The following is a 19099-nucleotide window of genomic DNA, read 5'->3' as shown; positions in this document are numbered from 1 at the left end:
CAGTTACAGGGTTGAAATGGATCCAATAATAAGTGGCGGTTGAACCACATCTAAGGTCTTCGCATCTTGAAAATACAACAGGATGGTTTCATAGGCTGTTATTTGGGTAGCAGGTATTTCAAAGACGAGAAAAAAACGCTCCTTTACTCGTATAGCCTTAGGTCGTCCATACCAAATGTTTCGATCTCGACCTTTTGATTTTGCTTCACTCGATATAAATTGTTTTTGAGCTTCAATAGGTTTGCCGTGAAACTGAATTATATATTCCTCCCCTGTTGTTTGTAAAGGGCTTTTAAGCTCTAATATAATTTTTGACATATTCGAGGGCTTTGAATGGATATAAAACTTTTTAACCTGCAGGCTGTCCCACGCGGTATACATAACTTTTGTCCCGGGCAATCTATCCAAAAGCTTAGGTGTTTTTAATACATATTCGAAGTTCTCACTTTGTTCTTCAATCCACAAACTATCCTTTTGACGTTTCTTTAGTAGAAAATCTTTCTCCCTAATGTAACCCGCGAAGAATTGAGAGACCTTTTCTGCCCCAATGGCATTAACATGGGCCACATCCTTGAAGTCTGAAAAATCCAACGGTAAAGAATCATATTGCTTATTGAAATTTAAATAAGGAACGTCCAAACTATCGCTCATTCTTTGAATTGCCGTGGTAAACTCATAATAATTGCCATTGGGATCCTTATACCAGTCTAAATAAGGAGTGGAAACGAACATTAAATTTTTATTGTGCTTCTTTATAATAGAATCGATCTTAATTATAATATCCTTGACTTTTTTTGGTATAGATCTTCTAATTGTATCATAACTATAGCGTGTAGAATTAAAGTTTTTGTAATGTTGTTTATCTGAGTCTTTTAGTCGAACTTCATTGTTATTCCAAAAACCTCTATTATAAACATCATTCTCTTTAATAAAGTCAAACTTCCCAAAAATCCTATCATTCCAGTCCTTGTGATTTCGAATCGTTGGACTTAACACACTGGGAAACTCACGAACGGAATATAACGACCTTAAATACTTCAGTTTTTTCACACTGTTTTCCAGATTATCAAAAACTTCCAATTGAAAACCTTTGGCCGTAGGCGCATTGAGGTGGTAATTGTTCCCCGGAAACACATCTAGCACAATTAATTTCGGGTTGTAGTCCTCTAAGATCTCATTTATTAAGAACGCGGTGGTTTCAAGATTCTGAGCGCCGCTTCCCAGATTCATACTGTTTAGATGTAACTCTTTATCGATAATTTCCGGATTGAATGCCGTGAATACATGCGAACTTCCGCAGAAAAAAATATCTACTTCATCTGCCTCATAGCGATTCAATTCACGCATTGTTCTATTAAAATGCGTATTGGTAAGGAACAGCCGATCCATGACGCCAAACAAGAGCACCAAAACGATGATCGTGAAAAGTATAGACTTTAAGAGCAGCTGTTTCATGGGCGGTTAAAATTGAAAATAAATAAACTCTGATACTTGATCGTCTCCATAAATACCGAACACTAGCAGGGTAAATACAACCACAATGTATAAGCTCCAGCGCATATAAATAGGTCGGTGCGAAACATAACGTGCCATTGGTATCTTTCTATGGCTAAGTTCAAAGAGTACCAACAGTACAATAAAAACTACTAATAAATAGATTTCTGCTTCAGCCAACCCCATGGTGCCTAGTCCCCCATGGAAGAGTTTCCCATAATTTAGATCAAGACTGTTTTTCAGAATCAGACCTGCCTCTCGCAGACTTTCGGCTCTAAAAAATACCCACGCGACACAAACAATAAAAAAAGTTATTAGTAAGGATCCTAGGGCGTACAACTTACTTAATTTTAGTTTCTGAAAGTTCTTCTTTATATCCTCTCTTTGTTTTGTAAATGCTTTCTCAAGCACGATGATCACTCCGTGTATAGCGCCCCAAATTACAAAGGTGAACGCTGCACCATGCCATAGGCCACTCACTAGGAAAACGATGAATAAGTTGGCATAGGTCTTGTACTTTCCTCCCCGGCTGCCTCCCAATGGTATGTACACATAATCCCGAAACCAGGTAGATAGGGAAATATGCCAGCGACGCCAAAACTCGGTAATGGATTTTGAGAAATACGGACTGTCGAAATTCTTCATGAGATCGAATCCCATGGTGCGTGCGATCCCAATGGCAATATCACTATAACCTGAAAAATCACAATAGATCTGTACTGCAAAAAAGAAAGTAGCCACAACAAGTTGATATCCGTCATAGCTTCCGGGGTCACCATATACTTGATTCACTAAGATCGCTGCACGGTCTGCGATCACCATTTTCTTGAACAGACCGAATGCCATCAACAACAAGCCCGATTTTACATGTTTATAGTTAAAATGATAGGTTTTAAAGAATTGTGGCAGGAGATGCGATGCTCTTTCAATAGGTCCGGCAACCAACTGTGGAAAAAACGCCACGAACGTAAAGAAAGCTAAAGCGTTATGGGTAGGCTCTAATTTGCGCTTGTAAATATCTATGGTGTAGCTAAGCGTTTGAAAGGTGTAGAAGCTAATCCCCACTGGAAGAATGATCTGTAGCGGTGCAACTTCCAACTCTTGGCCAAATAACCTGAATGAATCTACAAAAGATTCAATAAAGAAATTAGCATATTTGAAATAGGCCAACAGACCTATATTTACTGAAATACTGGTCCAAAGTAAAAGTTTACGCTTTGCGCTTCCCGTAGCTTTGTAAAGGTATTTTCCAACGAAAAAATCTACTAGCGAACTAAACGCGATTAAGAACAAGAATCGCCAGTCCCACCAACCGTAGAAAAAATAGCTGGCCGCTAAAAGAAATGTGTTGCGAAGTGTTAGATGTTTTGCGAATGCCCAATACAGCAAAAACACAACCGGGAAGAAGAGCGCAAAATCTAAGGAGTTAAATAGCATAGGTTACTTTTTTGCTAAGTACCATTGATACATCTTTTGAATGCCGTCCTCCAAAGCCACCTTGTGTTTCCACCCTAGCGCATGTAATTTTGAGACATCGGTTAATTTGCGTAACGTGCCATCCGGCTTGGAAGCATTGAATTTGAAATTCCCTTTAAAACCAACTGTTTCTTTAATGATCTCGGCCAATGCCGCTATCGAAATATCTTCTCCGGTTCCAATATTAATATGGGTATTGCGTATTTCTGAAGGATCTTCGATCACATCCTTAAAATCTACTTCTTCCATGATATAAACACAGGCATCCGCCATGTCTTGTGACCATAAGAACTCACGCTTGGGCTTTCCGGAACCCCAGATCTCCACGCTTTCTTTAGAAATACCGAACGTATGTAATATCTTTTCTGCCTCCTGAAAATCAGCAATGCCTAGATCGTTCAAAATGGCGGTTTCGTTATTTTCTGAAAGTAATTTTGCCAAATGTATCTTTCTAATTAAGGCCGGAAGTACGTGTGATTTTTCAAGATCGAAATTATCATTATAGCCATATAAATTGGTTGGCATTACTGAAATAAAATTCGTTCCGTATTGAATGTTATAGCTTTCGCACATCTTGATCCCGGCAATCTTAGCGATCGCATAGGGTTCATTGGTATATTCTAAAACGTCGGTTAGTAAAGAAGATTCCGGCATGGGCTGTGGCGCCTCCTTTGGATAGATGCAAGTGCTTCCCAAAAAAAGCAACTTCTTAACACCATGCCGATAACTTTGATGAATAACATTGTTTTGTATCATCAGGTTCTCATAGATGAAATCGGCCCGGTAGACATTATTCGCAACAATCCCTCCTACTTTGGCTGCTGCCAAAAATACATAATCGGGTTTGTGTTGCTCAAAGAAGTCAGCAACTGCAACTTGATCTGTAAGATCTAATTGTGCATGTGTTCGGGTGAGTATGTTAGTATACCCTCGTGCGTTCAACGCCTTTACTATGGCGCTTCCTACCAATCCTCTGTGTCCGGCTACATAATAGGTTGCATGCTTGTCCATAGGCTTCTATTCGAAATAGTTCATGATCTTATAGCCGCCATCTTTCAAATAACTTTCTTTTCGCATCAATTTCAGGTCTCCGGCCATCATTTCATCGACCAAGCCTTGAAGTTCGTATTGCGGTTTCCAACCCAATTTTTTATAGGCTTTGGTCGCGTCGCCAATTAGAAGATCAACTTCCGTAGGTCTAAAATACTTTTCATCGACAGCAACCACTTCCTTCCCAATTTCAAGTTGGTACGCCGGATCATTACATTTTTTTACGATCCCTTTTTCTTCAATCCCTTCGCCAGTAAATTCAAGTTCCACGCCTATGTGTTGAAAAGCCATTCTCACAAAATCGCGTACAGCTGTAGTCTTCCCGGTGGCGATCACCCAGTCTTCTGCTTCATCTGCTTGCAGGATCATCCACATCATTTTCACATAATCCTTAGCATGCCCCCAATCTCTTTTTGCATCGAGGTTCCCCAAATACATCTTGTCTTGTAGCCCTAAGGCGATGCGTGATGTGGCGCGCGTGATCTTTCGGGTAACGAAGGTTTCTCCTCGAATAGGGGATTCATGGTTGAATAAGATCCCGTTACAGGCAAAGATATTGTAGGCTTCCCTGTAGTTTATGGTCGCCCAATAAGCGTACAATTTTGCAACTGCATAGGGGCTTCGCGGGTAAAAAGGAGTCGTTTCGGTCTGTGGTACTTCTTGTACCTTTCCGTATAATTCAGATGTAGACGCTTGATAAAGTTTCGTCTTCTTTTCCAAGCCAAGAATTCGTATGGCTTCTAATATTCGCAGTGATCCCAAAGCATCTGTATTGGCTGTATATTCAGGCATTTCAAAAGATACCTGTACATGACTCATGGCCGCCAGATTATAGATCTCGTCAGGCTGAACTTCCTGTATAATGCGTATGAGGTTGGTACTATCGGTGAGATCACCATAGTGCAAAAAGAAATTCTGGTTCTCTATGTGTGGATCCTGATAAAGATGATCAATCCTGTCGGTATTAAAAAGCGAAGAGCGCCTTTTAATTCCGTGTACAATATAGTCCTTCTTCAATAGGAATTCGCTTAAATAAGCCCCATCTTGACCGGTTACTCCTGTAATTAATGCTACTTTCTTGCTCAAAATCTTACTGTTTCTATCGGTTGTTAAAAATGTCTGCCCTGTGCGGCAATCGTGCACAAAATTACAATAATTATTGCGTTAGGTTGCGCTTTGTTGGTCTGCAATAAGCTTTTTCAAACTCACTTTCCAATGCGGAAGCATCACATTTCCAACATCTTTTATCCTTTCCTTGCTCAACACACTATAGACGGGCCGTCTTGCCTTTGTTTTAAAGTGATCTGTTCGCTCTAAGTGAATGTCGTTATTTTCGTGTTCTTGGAAGATCATTTCAGCAAAATCGAACCAAGTAGCTTCGCCTTCATTACTCAAGTGATAGTAATCAAAGGGAAGTGTTTTTTCCGCAATGATCTGCAAGCTCACCTCAGCTAACACATTAGCATTGGTAGGCGTCCCACGCTCTCCGGTGGTAATGCTAAGTATCTTTCTCTCTTTCGCCAAACGCAACATCGTGGTATAAAAATTCTTTCCGTATTGAGAATACAACCAGGAGGTCCTAAAAATATAAGCGTCTGCTCCCGATGCTGAAACCGCTTCTTCTCCTTTTTGTTTTGATGCCCCGTAGACATTGATTGGATGTGTAGGATCGGTTTCGGTATAGGGCATCCCTTTGTTTCCGTCAAAAACATAGTCGGTAGAAAAATGCACTAATACCATACGCTGTTCTTTACAGATCGTTGCCAGATGTGCCACGGCTGTATGATTTGTGTGGTATGCCTTCTCCGGTTCTTCCTCGGCTTGATCGACCGCAGTATAGGCAGCGGTATTGATCACTACATCGAATATGTGTGATTCAAAAAATGTTGAAACAGCATCCAGGTCATCCACATCAAATTCCGCTCTGGTAGCGAAGAACAGTTCAAGTTCGGGATATCGGTGTGCCGCATCTGCGATACAGCGTCCCAATTGTCCGTTTGCTCCTGTTACCAGTACCTTTCTCATCGAATCACCTCCTTGAATGTAGGAAGTTGTAAGTCTTTTTCTGAAATGATTAAATCTTCTTTCGGAAGATGCCAATCCAACGATAAGGTTGCGTCATTGTAGATGATACCTCCTTCGGAAGCTTTATCGTAATAATTATCGCACTTATAGGCAAACACCGAAGTTTCAGAAAGTGTTACAAAGCCGTGAGCGAAACCTTTGGGTACAAACAGTTGCTTTCCTTCCGAAGCATTTAAGATCATAGAAAAATGCTTTCCGAAGGTTTTAGAGTCCTTCCGAAGATCTACGACGATATCCAAAACGTTCCCTTGTAAGACCCTCACCAATTTTGCCTGTGCTCCATTCCCTACTTGAAAGTGGAGCCCGCGTAGGACCCCGTATCTTGAGGTGGACTGATTGTCCTGTACAAAATGAACCGAAAGACCCGTGGTTTCATTGAATGTTTGTTGATTGTAGGTTTCCACAAAGTGCCCGCGCTCATCTTTATACACAGGCGGAGTGAGAATAAAACAGTCTTGCAGTGGTGTGTGTTGCAGTTTCAAATCGTATTACAGTTGCATTAAATGTTTGCCGTATCCGCTCTTTAACAAGGGCTTGGCCAATTCAATGAGTTGTTCTTTGGAAATAAAACCCATTTCGTACGCAGCTTCTTCAATAGCACCTATTTTAAGCCCTTGCCGTTCTTCGATCACCTCCACAAATTGTGCAGCTTGCATAAGTGATTCGAAAGTTCCCGTGTCCAACCAAGCAGTTCCTTTGTCCAAAATACTAACGCGCAGTTTCCCACGCTTCAAATACGCGTTGTTCACATCGGTGATCTCGAGTTCGCCTCTTGCACTTGGTTTGATGTTCTCTGCGATTTCAATGACATTATTGTCGTAGAAATAGATGCCCGGCACAGCATAATTGGATTTAGGCTGTTTGGGTTTTTCTTCTATCGATAATGCTTTTCCATTGGTGTCGAAAGCGACCACACCGTAACGTTCGGGGTCGTGAACATGGTATGCATAGATGATCCCGCCGTCGGGATCATTGTTTGCCTGAAGCAGTTCTTTTAATCCCGATCCATAAAAAATATTGTCTCCTAATATGAGCGCTACTTTATCCTTCCCTATAAATTCTTTACCAATAATAAAAGCTTCTGCCAAGCCATTTGGCTGTGGTTGCTCGGCATAGCTGAAGGTACAGCCAAATTTACTTCCGTCTCCAAGCAGTTTTTTGAATAGCGGAAGATCCTCCGGCGTAGAGATGATAAGTATGTCATGGATACCGGCATACATTAGTGTCGACAGCGGGTAATAGATCATGGGTTTGTCGTAGACCGGCATTAATTGCTTGCTCACGGCAAGAGTGATGGGATGTAGGCGGGTTCCGGAGCCACCGGCTAGGATGATTCCCTTCATAGTCTATCTGTGTTTTTTAAGTACCAACGCACTGTCTTCTCAATACCACTTTCAAAATTCTCTTTGGCTTGCCATTTCAGCTCGCTCTCGATCTTCGTTGCGTCAATCGCGTACCGAAAATCATGACCCGGACGGTCAGCTACAAAGCTTATTTGATCTTTATAACTCGTGTCTTTTGGTCTTAGTGTATCCAATAATTCACAAATGGTGTGTGCAATGTAAAGGTTTTCGCGTTCATTCTTCCCACCAATGTTATAGGTTTCCCCCAAACGGCCCTTTTCTAATGCAAGGTGAATGCCAGAACAGTGGTCTTTAACATACAACCAATCCCGAACATTCTTGCCGTCACCGTAAATGGGAATAGGCTCCCCGGCCAATGCCTTCCGAAGGATGGTAGGTATCAATTTCTCCTTATGTTGATGCGGCCCGTAGTTGTTGGAACAATTGGTTGTTATTACAGGAAGGCCGTAGGTATGAAAATAACTACGCACAAGAAAATCTGAAGAAGCCTTGGAGGCACTGTAGGGACTGTTAGGCGCATAGGGTGTTTTTTCGGTGAATTCTCCGGTTTTACCGAGCGTTCCATAGACTTCATCGGTAGAGATGTGTAGGAAACGAGCCTCTCTATAGTGGGCCTTTACCGAATGTGGTCCTTCCATCCAAGCTTTATAGGCGGCCTGCAATAAGGTAAACGTTCCTACGATATTTGTTTGAACAAAGGCTCCGGGGCCCGTTATGGAGTTATCGACGTGAGATTCTGCAGCGAAATGGACGACCTTTGAGAATTGATGCATTTTGAATAATGATTCAACCAAAGTAGCATCACAAATGTCCCCCTTGATAAAATGATAATTAGGATGTTCGGAAATGGCCTCTAAATTCTTCAGATCTCCTGCATAGGTCAGCTTATCCAACACAAAAATGGAATCGGTTGTGTTTTCAAGAACATAATGAACATAATTGGAGCCAATGAAGCCCGCTCCCCCTGTAATTAATACTTTGTTGTTATTCAAAATTAATTTTTAGTTGCGCCTAAATGAATTTTTAACATTTTTGGGCGTTCATTTTTACTGTTTCTCCGCTTCGTTCTCTTCTGCGATTCGCTTCACCTGAACATAGAGGAACCGAATAAATGCTGCTATAAGAAATATGGAAACCAAGAAGAAAGGATATAGGAATTTTAATCTTCCGTCGGTAAATGCACGGACCTTTACAAGGTCTGCATTGCTCAATAGCACCACAGAATCTGTACTTTTCAATAATTCTGATTCCAGCATTTCTGTTTCCGTTTGCAACTCTAGCTTTTTATCGAAAACCTTATCTATTTCCATATTTTTCTCAACAACGAATTGTGCCGGGAGGCCTGTAATACTAGGCCGATCCTTGGCAAAGCTCTCAATAACTGCATCTATTTGAGTTAGTGTGCGTTGATTGGCAGCAATCCTGTCCTTTACATTTTCAAAATAAATAGCTCCCATATCGGCAACAAGTTTGTTCGCATTTATATAAGCAATCAATTTATCTACAACGCTGGGAGTGGCCCCCGGACCAGCAATAATTTCAATGCTGTGGTATTTGTATTCTTCGAGAAATGCTTGCGATTCCAGCATTTTTTCCTCTTCTTCTTCAAATGGAACGATATCAACAAATACATCAAGGCTCCTGTTATTTACCTCGTCGTATTTATCGATTAAATTATTAATATTCACGATAGGTGTTGCCACTACTGCGATCAATTCGTTGTGTCCTTTATCAAATCCATGAGATTGTAAAAATAGAGAGTCCTTATCTTTGATCTTTCTATCTAATTTTTCCAGTGCATTATAAGCATAGTTCACGTTATCATTGTTGATTTGAACTATAAGTGTGGATTCTTTATAACTGCGCTTGTTGGCATCCATATAAAATCCCCAAGCTGCACCAAGGACGATGAGCACGACAACAACAATCCAAAATTTCAAAACGAATTGAAACGCCCGAAATAATAAGACCAAGGTCTTTTTAAATGTACTGGAAATAAATTCTAATACCGCCTTTAAATCCAATTCTTCAGACTTGTAATTCTCGTTATTCATAGTGATTAGTTTTTACTTAAAATTTGTTTTAAAATCTTGTCGGTTATTAAATAGGTGGGTTTCACTCCTGTAGTGCCCAACCCTCCTGAAGCTAGTGTGCTTCCCGTTTCCAGTGGATTATCGGAAGCATAATACGCATAGCGTACCGCAACATTGGCGTTAATACTGCTTCGTATTTTGGAGGCCGCCTGTATCGCTTTTTGATAGTGTGCTCCTTCCATTTCCAACCCAATAACATTCCAGGTGGAGGTATGGAAAAACTTTAAAATATCTCTGTTCTGAAGGGAGGTGCCCAATACAGTGATCATAGCACCCGTACAAACATGGACATTGTCATCTTCGAACATGGATTTCTTTAACTTGTTTTTAAACGGATAATTGTCTGCTGTACCTTCAAATACGTGAGCCGAAGGGATCATAATGTCTCCTTTTCCACCTTCTAAGATTCCTGCTTTTCCCATAATCGATATGGAAGCCACGTTCAAGAAATAGCGGGTCTTGTTCTTTTCGTAAGGTTTTAAAAGTTCATCCATACTTTCATATGCCTGTTCTCCAAATGCATAGTCCATTACAATTAGTACAGGTTGAGATTCTGCCGAAGCACCTGTGTTTCCGGGTAATTGCGAAGTATCGACGATCTGGACGTCAATATTAGTCCCGCTTGTATCTTCTATAAATATCATCCCGTTTTGCAGTGCGGTCTTCGTCACTTTTTCACGTAATTTTACATTGGTGCTCTTACTTAGAGATTCAAATATTTCTAAAGGTTGCTTTTTCTTAAGTTCTGAAGCCAATGCGATGGGTGCGTAAAGACTGTTCATTACGCTATGCATATTTGCACTAATAATGTGAAGGGGTCGTGAGAGTAATCCTTTTTCATCTAAGGCTCGTTTTATGTCCAACGCCCAACGCTCGCCATGGATATGATGCCCCAAACGCTCCCGAAGCACCGGGCTGAAGGTTATAATTCGCTTATTGTCGTCAATAACCTCTTCAATGGCGTATTTTCCTAAGTAATAGATAATGCGCAAGAATCTGTTCTCGTCTTCAGCAGCGGCAAATTTTGGGTATATCTCGTTCACTTCTTCAAAGGTCCTTCCTAAAAAATTTGCCGTGTGCGTAAGGGCGATCTCCTTATCGTTCTGACTTAACGCTCCCTTTTTAAGAATGGCCTCTTCCAGTTTTCTCCAATCCCGTATCACTTCACCCTTATCGTTGATAAGCACTTGTTTCATGATCTTATGGGATTCTATATAAAGGAATGTTAGGTGTGTAAGAATGTCATAGATTTCAGATCGTCCGCGTGTGATCTCAATATTCATCTGCTCTTCATCGATCCGATAGCAATTTCTGCGTCGTTTGGCGGGTATGATCGCCTTAAAATGTGATTTCTTATACCCTTCATCGCTTGTTAGGTTCACGAACCGGCATTCTTCAATACCGTACGGCAAACGGTCCATGACGTACAACAATCCTTGAAGTTCTATTTTCTCTTCGGCTATCGATCCATAGATCTCGGGACGGAGAATAAGCAACGCTTCGCGTAAGGTTTCTCCTGAAACACCCATGGGTTTATAATACCCTTGATTAAACAGGTGCCGCATGGTAATATACATGCGCTCTATCGCGCCGGAACTCTCTTGGGCTCTTGTTCGAGTATGGGTATTCAACGTTTTCATGTCGCTGCAAATATAAACTAATTTTGCCCTTGCATCTTAACAAGTTCGTTTGCTATCTTCCGATCATTGGACAATCGAGGTGTTTTATTCTGACCGCCCAATTTTCCTTGTGATTTCATATATTTCGTAAAGCTGTTCTTTGACAAAGTTGTTATTTTTAATGGCTGAAGGACACTCCCTTGTATCAAATCTTCGTAATAGCTGTTTTGTGTCTGCATGAAAACATCTAAAGCGGCTGCAACTTTCTGAAGCTCTTTTGGTGGTTCATCGAACTCTACGAGCCATTCGTGATAGGGTAATTCTCCTGTTTCGGGTGCAATTTGCGGGGCCACGGTAAATTCAGAAATAGAAAAACCAAATTGATCTATAGCCAAATTCATTGCTTCTTCCACCTCTTTACCAATAACATGCTCTCCAAAGGCCGAAATAAAGTGCTTGATACGCCCTGAAACGATGATCCTATAGGGCATAAGCGAGGTAAATTGTATTGTGTCTCCTACATTATAGGCCCATAATCCGGCATTGGTAGAGACGATCAAGACATAATTGATTCCTAGCTTTACATCTTTTACCGTAAGGCGTGGAGGGTCGTTATCAAAAAACCGCTCAGCTTCAATAAATTCGTAAAAGATGCCCGAGTCAAGTAGCAGCAGCATACCCTTTTGAGATTGTGTGTCTTGAAATGCAAAGAAGCCTTCACTGGCCGGAAACAGTTCTATACTGTCTACACTGCGCCCAATTAAACTTTCAAATTTTGCGCGATACGGCTCGTAATTCACACCTCCGTAGATGAATAACTGAAAGTTTTTAAAGAGGTCTCCTACTTTCTTATTTGTTGCTAATTGAAGACGCTCAAAGTACATTTGTACCCACGAAGGTATCCCGCTTATCACCGTCATGTTCTCATTTTTGGTCTCCGCTACGATCGCGTCCACTTTCTCTTCCCAATCCTCAATACAGTTAGTCTTAAAGCTTGGAAGCCGGTTCTTTTGAAGGTACCCGGGCACGTAATGTGCCGCTATGCCCGAAAGTCTTCCTAATTTTATACCGTTCTGTTCTTTTAGCTTGGGACTTCCCTGTAAGAATATCATCTTCCCGTTCACAAAATCGGCGTTTCCGGTTTCATGGATATAACATAAGATGGCGTTTCGAGCAGCGTCTATGTGATGAGGTACCGATGCTTTGGTGAGTGGAATGTATTTAGCGCCGCTCGTGGTTCCGGAGGTTTTAGCAAAGTATAGCGGTTTCCCGGGCCACAGGATATCGGGCTCCCCTTGCACCACCCTGTCGATATAGGGGGTGAGATCTTCATAATCCCTAATGGGAACTTTCTTCGCAAAACTCTCGAAGCTTGTAATCTTCTCAAAATCATGATCTTTTCCAAAAACGGTATCCTTGGCATTGGTTATTAATTGTTCAAAGACCTTTTGTTGGGTTTCTACAGGCCGATTGGACCATTTACGGATCCGGCGAGCCACATAGTGAGCAAATAATTTAGCAGCAAAGGATTTTAACGACATAATTGATCAATCAAAATCTATGAAATTCGTAGGGTTGATAGGATAACCGTCACTCCACAGTTCAAAATGAAGATGAGGACCTGTAGAAAATTCTCCGGTGTTCCCTACAATAGCTATTACTTCTCCTGCTTTTACAAGTTCTCCTTGTTCTTTATTTAGAGAAGCATTGTGTTTATATACTGAGATCAGATTATTGGAGTGCTCCAGAATAATAACATAGCCTGTTTCTGCGGTCCAGCTGGCAAAAATTACGGTCCCGTCTGCGGTTGCTTTTACGGGAGCGTCCTTTACCGTAACTATATCCACTGCAAAATGTTTCTTTTTAGGGTCATATCCTTCAGAAATAGAGCCCTTGGCAGGTGCAAAGAGCGCAAAACGCTTTTCGGCTCCGGCTACCAACGGGTTGTATTTATCTTCCTGAATTACCTTCTCGCGAAGTAAAGAATCCTCGCGTGATGCAGACAGCTTTATTTTAGAAAAATCCTGATTTGCCGCTTCAATGATGGAATCCTTGTTAAATTCGACTGTTTTAACGTCTCCTGTGAGTACTTTTCGTATAGAAGCAAGGTATTGTTCATTTACATTGATAACTTGCTGTAGGGAATCTGTTTTGAAGGTTAAATCGGTGGCGCGCTTCTTCAAAGATGTTGAAGAATACCCCGGAATGTATTCTCGCAGGGGCGTAAATGCAATAATAACCGTCGTAATAGTAATTAAGAACACAGCAAAGATCGTACTAAATACAAAGACATTCAGGCGATTCAATTTAAATGAGAAGCGTTCTTCAAAAGTATCTTCATTAAGCACCACCAAACGGTACTTATGCAATAACTTCTTTTTAATCTTTCTAGCGCGTTGCTCTTTTTTTGCCATTGCCTATGCTTCTTGATGCAAATATAAAATAAAGTCCTGCGTCCCCATGCTAAACTTAGACTGAAAACGTTATATCTAAGTAATTCTTGTTACATTTGCCTTATAAATTTTTTAGAAATGAATGCATTAGTACTCCCTTTAGCCATTGGCCCCTGGCAAATCGCCTTAATCGTCGTGATCGTGTTATTGTTGTTTGGAGGACGTAAAATCCCCGAATTAATGCGCGGATTGGGAAGCGGAATCAAAGAATTTAAAGACGCTTCTAAAGAAGACAGTGATGATAAAAAGATAGACGAAAAGAAGTAATTTTCTTGTCGATTCTTGTATACAAAAAAGCCTGCTCGTTGTGATGAGCAGGCTTTTTTGTAGGTATCACTTTATCTTAGCAGACCTCAATATGGCTTCCAGCTCGAACTGAAGATCTCTTTTTGTTTCAGAAGGGGCATAAGTGAAGCCTTCCAAGATAAGATAACGGTCGTTGGCCTCATCCCGAATGGCGTAATTTAAGAAGGGCCCGGCCATGTATTGATCTTTCACCTCCCAAGTCCCCTTGGTTTCATAGGCAAACTTTCCATCAATCTCACTATTGAATAAATAAGGCGCATACGCTTCCTCCGTAATAAATCGCCCCTCGTCCTCTACCGGTAAATAACCCGCGCCTATGGAATCCCGAATTTTAATGATGTCGCTTACAACAGAATCCTTCCCAATAAGAGCCATGGGAACTTCATATACAATTATATTTGTGGTTCCCGACTTCAAGTCTTTACGGAACCAATAGAAATCATCGCTAGCAAGGGCCGTTCGATAGGCCGACGGCATTTTAAGAGTAACGCGCAATCGATCTTGCAGCGAATCCAATTGCTTTAATGAGACATTGATGCGTCTTTGTTTTTCGGTGATCTCAGATGTTTTAAAAGCCTCTAAGATCTTATCTTTATTCTCGGTAATAAGTCCTGCCAAACGTTGCGGTGACTTTGCAGTTACAAAAACTCCTGTTTGTGGCTTGGCGTAGGGATCTTCTTTTACGGTAACCTCCTCAGCAGCACCTAGAGTCACATGTAAGAAGATTCGGTTCTTACGCGCAAATCCTGTGTATGTAGCAGGCGGCATTTGGTTGATGGAATACAAAGGCTCTTCCTGAGGCAACCCGTCTGTGGGCGCTGCTAAGAAATCCCTAATCACCTCACCTACATCTCCATTCCATAGATCATTTTCGATGATCACTTGGAGCGAATTGATATTTCCTAACGATTTAGGCAAAAAAGAGGTGTCCTTCTTGCCGTTATTATTGCATGCGAGCAGTATAAACGCAAAAAGCACTCCTAGAGATAACGATTTCATTGTAATTGGTTTTGAAGGGAACTATCCTTGAGAAACCCTTAGCTTCATTCCCGGTTTTAGTTTTGTACCACTAATATCGTTCCATTTTTTTATATTCTGAACGGTTACGCCGGGAAATTTTTGTGAAATACTCCATAAAGAGTCTCCACTGCGCACCGTGTACATCTCAACTTCTCCTTTTACCGAAGCTTTTGTCTGCGTGACGCTTCCGGAAGAGGCTGTCTTTCTTGTATGGATGGTAAGTCGTTGTCCTACTTTTAAGCGGTTGCTTCGCAGCCCGTTCCAGCGCTTGATCTGACTCACCGTCACGCCATATTTTTCGGCAATCCTGCCCAAATAATCTCCACTGCGTACCCGGTACTGAACACTGCTTGATTCTTCAAAGAATTCAGGTAGCGGTTTTTCTCGATCATTGAATTCCTTTTCCGCAAAAGCATAGACAGCATCTTCATTAGCCACGAATTTCCCAACAGCATCCAACGGCAATCGCAACACATAATTTTCATCTTCAACGAAAGGGATAATATCCAATTTATACGATGGATTCAAGAACTGAAGTTCCTCCAGATCTACATTTGTGATCTTAGCCACCTGTTCTAGGGTGATCATTCGTTTTACATGAAGCGTATCAGTAGCAACGTACGGAATGGCCGGACCTTCACTGGTGAAGCCGTGTTCCTTGGCATACTCGAATATATACATGGTAGCTAAGAATGCCGGAAGATATCCCGCTGTTTCACGGGGTAAATGATGACGAATGTTCCAATAATTGGTGTAGCCGCCGGCACGACGCAGGGCCTTTGCCACATTCCCGGGACCGGAATTATATGCTGCAAGGGCAAGATCCCAGTCGCCAAGGCTGTTGTAGAGGCTTTTCAAATATTGGCTTGCCGCCTCTGTTGCCAAAAGCGGATCGGATCTTTCGTCTACATAAGAGCTTACTTCTAATCCGTATATTTTCCCGGTATTGTACATGAATTGCCACAGCCCTGTGGCGCCAACCCTCGATTTTGCCCTTGGGTTTAAGGCAGATTCGACAATAGCAAGATATTTCAATTCCAAGGGAAGATTATGCTTGTCCAATGTCTCTTCGAACATAGGGAAATAGTAATCGCTTAGTGCCATAAGTCTTCCCATCGTTCTTCTGCGATTTTTCAGATAGTGTTTGATAACACTTTCAAGAGACGGATTGTATTCTACGTTAAAAGGTGTTCGGTCATTCAGTTTTGCCAGACGTTCTTTCAGGAGCTCGGTTGGTAATTCTTCATATTCAACGGCTTCGTAAGATTGATTGGTAACGGTTCCGTAGACATCTTCGAACAACTCAGACTTGTAAAGTTCCTGAAGCCATAAGCTGTCTACTTTTCGGGCACGTTTAAGATCTTCCAAAGCGAATACTAGCGTATCCTTGGTCTTGGTAGCCACAACGGTAGTTGGCAATTCATTTGAAATTTGTTGCACCGTTATGGAATCAACAATTTGAATCTTCTTAGTTTTCAAAGAAGACGTTGTATTTTTTTCTTGGCCATACAGTATACCGACCAACAAAAACAACACAAAGGGGATGAATGTTTGTTTCATAGTGAAAATAACGTAGGTTCTTGGGCAAAATTTTGCTAAAATTAATGAAATGAGGTTACTAGGCAAATTTTTAACACTCCAAACCTACTCTTGAATTGCTTTTATTCCCGGTAATTCCTTGCCTTCCAACATCTCCAGCATTGCTCCGCCACCGGTGGACACATAACTCACCTTATCACTAAAATTAAATTTTTTCACTGCAGCTACGGAATCTCCGCCTCCAACTAAAGAAAATGCCCCGTTCTTAGTAGCATCAGCTATGGCTTCTCCAAGTGCAATGGTTCCTTGAGCAAAAGGTTCCATCTCAAAAACGCCCACCGGGCCATTCCATAGGATGGTTCTGGATTGTGCGATAATTTCAGCGAACAAATCGTTGGTCTTAGGCCCTGTATCCAAGCCCATCCAGCCTTGTGGAATATCATTGACCGGGTCGATCTCCGTGCTTGCAAATTCTGAAAAACTATCGGCGACTACAGCATCTACCGGTAAATGTACCTGTACTTTTTTCTTTTTGGCTGCCTGTAATATCTCCAAGGCCAATTTTTGCTTGTCTTCTTCTACCAGAGAACTTCCAACGCTGCCTCCTTGCGCCTTGATAAAGGTAAACGCCATGCCGCCGCCAATAATTAAATGATCAATGGTATCTAAAATGCTTTCAATGATCGTGATCTTAGAGGAAACCTTAGCGCCGCCAATAATCGCCGTCACAGGGGACTCTCCATGCGCTAAGACTCTCTGTACGTTCTCTATTTCTGAAGCAAGCAACAACCCGAAGCATTTGTGCTTCGGAAAAAAATCGGCAATAATCGCTGTAGAAGCATGGGCTCTGTGCGCTGTTCCGAAGGCATCGTTTACATAGATATCTCCCCATTGCGATAATTTTTTCGCAAAAGCCCTATCTCCTTTTGTTTCTTCCTCATAATACCGAAGGTTCTCCAAAAGCAGGATCTCTCCGGGTTTGACGGCACTCACAGCTTCAGCTACCCTAGGGCCTATGCAATCTGACACGAACGTAACCGTCACACCTAAAATATCGGAGGCGCTTTTTACAATATGTTGTAATGAAAATTCGGCTTCTTTGTTCTTAGGTCTTCCCAAATGCGACATAAGGATACAACTTCCGCCATCCTCGAGTATCTTGATAATGGTGGGTTTTGCAGCCTCAATTCGAGTGGCATCGGTCACTTCAAGGTCGTCATTGAGCGGAACGTTGAAATCTACCCGAATAAGGGCCTTTTTATTCTTAAAATCGAAGTCATTTACTGTTTTCATAGGCACAATGTTCAACTGCAAATATACAGTTTTGCAAGGTCTTATCTACTAGTAAAATTTGTGTAGTTTTGTGCATGGATTTTTCCGAAATAATTGGTCAAAAGCACCTGCAGTCCCATCTTATCAAAACCGTTGACAATGGGCGGGTTCCTCATGCTCAATTGTTTGTTGGTAACAGCGGAAGCGGTCTTTTACCTATGGCTATTGCGTATGCGCAATACTTACTTTGCCAGAGCCACGAGCCCAATAGTACAGCGCAGTTGCATTGTAAGCAGAAAATAGCCAAGTTGGCACATCCCGATCTGCATTTTGTGTACCCCGTAAATACGAACGATGTCGTAAAGAAGAATCCTGTATCCTCTCTTTTTTCTGAAGAATGGCGGGCTTTTGTTCTTTCAAACCCGTATGCATCACTATTCGATTGGTTCCAAACTTTGGGAATTGAGAACAAACAAGGAAATATCAATGTGCGGGAGGCCGAAGAGATTGCCAAGCGGCTTTCACTGAAAGCCTATGAGGGAGGCTATAAGGTCATGATTATTTGGATGGCCGATAAAATGAATACCGAATGTGCTAACAAAATATTGAAGTTGGTGGAAGAACCCCCTGAAAGAACGGTGCTTTTACTCCTTACCGAACAGGAAGAACAGATCTTGGCAACTATTAGGTCCCGCTGCCAACGGCTTCATTTCCCCCTCCTTCCCGAAGAACAAATAGCAAAAGCTTTGCAGGCCAAACACGCCGTACCGGAAAAAGTTGCGAAGAAAGTCAGCCGCCAAGCACATGGTGATTTTAATAAAGCACTGCACTTGTACCAACAGGATGGGGACGACAAAGTCTTTGAAGCGTGGTTCGTCCAGTGGGTGCGCACAGCATTTAAGGCTAAAGGGAATAAGGCGGTCATTCACAGTTTATTGCTGTGGAGCGATTCCATAGCTTCGGAAGGTAGAGAAACCCAAAAAAAATTCTTGTTATTCTGTATGGAACTGTTTCGGCAAGCGATGTTGCAAAATTACAAAGCAGATAGCCTTATCTTTTTTGAAGCGCAAGATTCAGTCTTTTCTATTGAAAAGTTTGCTCCTTTCATTCACCAAAATAATATTTATGAGATTACGAAAGCATTAGAAGATGCGATCTACCATGTAGAGCGAAACGGAAATGCAAAAATTATTTTTACAGATCTCTCTATGCAACTTACCCGCCTTATTCACGCTTCTGAGAAAGTATAGACATTTCTTATTTTTGCTGTGATTTAAATAATTTCCTCTTATCGTTTTTTACAGCCTTTTAATGCAATTCCTCGGCTT

17 protein-coding genes are annotated in these 19099 nt (G+C 41.6%); 2 read left to right on the top strand and 15 right to left on the bottom strand.

The genetic code is table 11. The features are described from left to right. Positions 1-3: 3 nt before the first annotated feature. The 12 genes from AACZ11_RS03560 to AACZ11_RS03505 all read right to left on the bottom strand — a co-directional run bounded on the left by AACZ11_RS03560 (position 4) and on the right by AACZ11_RS03505 (position 13595). The gene (locus AACZ11_RS03560) at positions 4-1455 is read right to left on the bottom strand and encodes a hypothetical protein (protein ID WP_290626401.1); all 1452 of its coding nucleotides are present in this window, start codon (positions 1453-1455) and stop codon (positions 4-6) included. 6 nt (positions 1456-1461) lie between these two features. Next, positions 1462-2931, bottom strand: coding sequence for an MBOAT family protein (locus tag AACZ11_RS03555; RefSeq protein ID WP_339831488.1), 1470 nt, complete (start codon positions 2929-2931; stop codon positions 1462-1464). Between the two features lie 3 nt (positions 2932-2934). Beyond that, a complete protein-coding gene (locus AACZ11_RS03550) occupies positions 2935-3981 on the bottom strand; it encodes a GDP-L-fucose synthase (RefSeq protein WP_290628737.1) in 1047 nt (348 codons plus the stop codon). Between the two features lie 6 nt (positions 3982-3987). Further along, a complete protein-coding gene (gene gmd, locus AACZ11_RS03545; protein ID WP_290628738.1) occupies positions 3988-5106 on the bottom strand; it encodes a GDP-mannose 4,6-dehydratase in 1119 nt (372 codons plus the stop codon). A 78-nt stretch (positions 5107-5184) separates the two neighbouring features. Further along, positions 5185-6045 carry a dTDP-4-dehydrorhamnose reductase gene (gene rfbD / locus AACZ11_RS03540; protein WP_290628739.1) on the bottom strand — a complete coding sequence of 287 codons (861 nt, stop codon included), beginning with the start codon at positions 6043-6045 and terminating at the stop codon, positions 5185-5187. Then, positions 6042-6587 (bottom strand): dTDP-4-dehydrorhamnose 3,5-epimerase, encoded by a 546-nt coding sequence (rfbC, locus tag AACZ11_RS03535; RefSeq protein WP_290628740.1) that lies wholly within the window; start codon positions 6585-6587, stop codon positions 6042-6044. The genes rfbD and rfbC overlap by 4 nt, the downstream gene beginning before the upstream one ends. A 6-nt stretch (positions 6588-6593) precedes the next feature. Continuing rightward, positions 6594-7448 (bottom strand): glucose-1-phosphate thymidylyltransferase RfbA, encoded by an 855-nt coding sequence (gene rfbA / locus AACZ11_RS03530; protein ID WP_290628741.1) that lies wholly within the window; start codon positions 7446-7448, stop codon positions 6594-6596. Beyond that, positions 7445-8461, bottom strand: a complete 1017-nt coding sequence (gene rfbB / locus AACZ11_RS03525) for a dTDP-glucose 4,6-dehydratase (RefSeq protein WP_290628742.1) — start codon at positions 8459-8461, stop codon at positions 7445-7447. The genes rfbA and rfbB overlap by 4 nt, the downstream gene beginning before the upstream one ends. A gap of 54 nt (positions 8462-8515) precedes the next feature. Continuing rightward, on the bottom strand, positions 8516-9523 hold the full coding sequence (locus tag AACZ11_RS03520) for a hypothetical protein (protein ID WP_290628743.1): 1008 nt from the start codon (positions 9521-9523) through the stop codon (positions 8516-8518). Positions 9524-9528: 5 nt separating this feature from the next. Next, a complete protein-coding gene (locus AACZ11_RS03515) occupies positions 9529-11202 on the bottom strand; it encodes a hypothetical protein (protein ID WP_290628744.1) in 1674 nt (557 codons plus the stop codon). Positions 11203-11219: 17 nt separating this feature from the next. Next, positions 11220-12722 carry a GH3 auxin-responsive promoter family protein gene (locus AACZ11_RS03510; RefSeq protein WP_290628745.1) on the bottom strand — a complete coding sequence of 501 codons (1503 nt, stop codon included), beginning with the start codon at positions 12720-12722 and terminating at the stop codon, positions 11220-11222. 6 nt (positions 12723-12728) lie between these two features. Continuing rightward, complete coding sequence (locus tag AACZ11_RS03505) at positions 12729-13595, bottom strand: M23 family metallopeptidase (RefSeq protein WP_290628746.1); 867 nt, start codon at positions 13593-13595, stop codon at positions 12729-12731. A gap of 117 nt (positions 13596-13712) precedes the next feature. Here AACZ11_RS03505 and AACZ11_RS03500 point away from each other — a divergent pair, with 117 nt between their 5' ends. Beyond that, positions 13713-13901 carry a twin-arginine translocase TatA/TatE family subunit gene (locus AACZ11_RS03500; RefSeq protein WP_034260087.1) on the top strand — a complete coding sequence of 63 codons (189 nt, stop codon included), beginning with the start codon at positions 13713-13715 and terminating at the stop codon, positions 13899-13901. Positions 13902-13967: 66 nt separating this feature from the next. On the opposite strand, the gene AACZ11_RS03495 is transcribed toward AACZ11_RS03500, so the two are convergent. The 3 genes from AACZ11_RS03495 to AACZ11_RS03485 all read right to left on the bottom strand — a co-directional run bounded on the left by AACZ11_RS03495 (position 13968) and on the right by AACZ11_RS03485 (position 17792). Further along, complete coding sequence (locus AACZ11_RS03495) at positions 13968-14939, bottom strand: DUF4837 family protein (protein ID WP_290628747.1); 972 nt, start codon at positions 14937-14939, stop codon at positions 13968-13970. Positions 14940-14960: 21 nt separating this feature from the next. After that, positions 14961-16520, bottom strand: coding sequence for a LysM peptidoglycan-binding domain-containing protein (locus tag AACZ11_RS03490; protein WP_290628748.1), 1560 nt, complete (start codon positions 16518-16520; stop codon positions 14961-14963). 84 nt (positions 16521-16604) lie between these two features. Further along, positions 16605-17792 (bottom strand): phosphoglycerate kinase, encoded by a 1188-nt coding sequence (locus tag AACZ11_RS03485; RefSeq protein WP_290628749.1) that lies wholly within the window; start codon positions 17790-17792, stop codon positions 16605-16607. Between the two features lie 74 nt (positions 17793-17866). Between AACZ11_RS03485 and AACZ11_RS03480 the strand changes: the two genes are divergently transcribed. Further along, positions 17867-19021, top strand: coding sequence for a DNA polymerase III subunit delta' (locus AACZ11_RS03480; RefSeq protein ID WP_290628750.1), 1155 nt, complete (start codon positions 17867-17869; stop codon positions 19019-19021). Positions 19022-19099: the final 78 nt, after the last annotated feature.

Source organism: uncultured Altibacter sp. (assembly GCF_963972995.1).
In the GTDB taxonomy this organism is placed as follows: domain Bacteria; phylum Bacteroidota; class Bacteroidia; order Flavobacteriales; family Flavobacteriaceae; genus Altibacter.
Note: the sequence above shows the minus strand (reverse complement) of the source record. Positions and strands in the feature narration are given on the sequence as shown.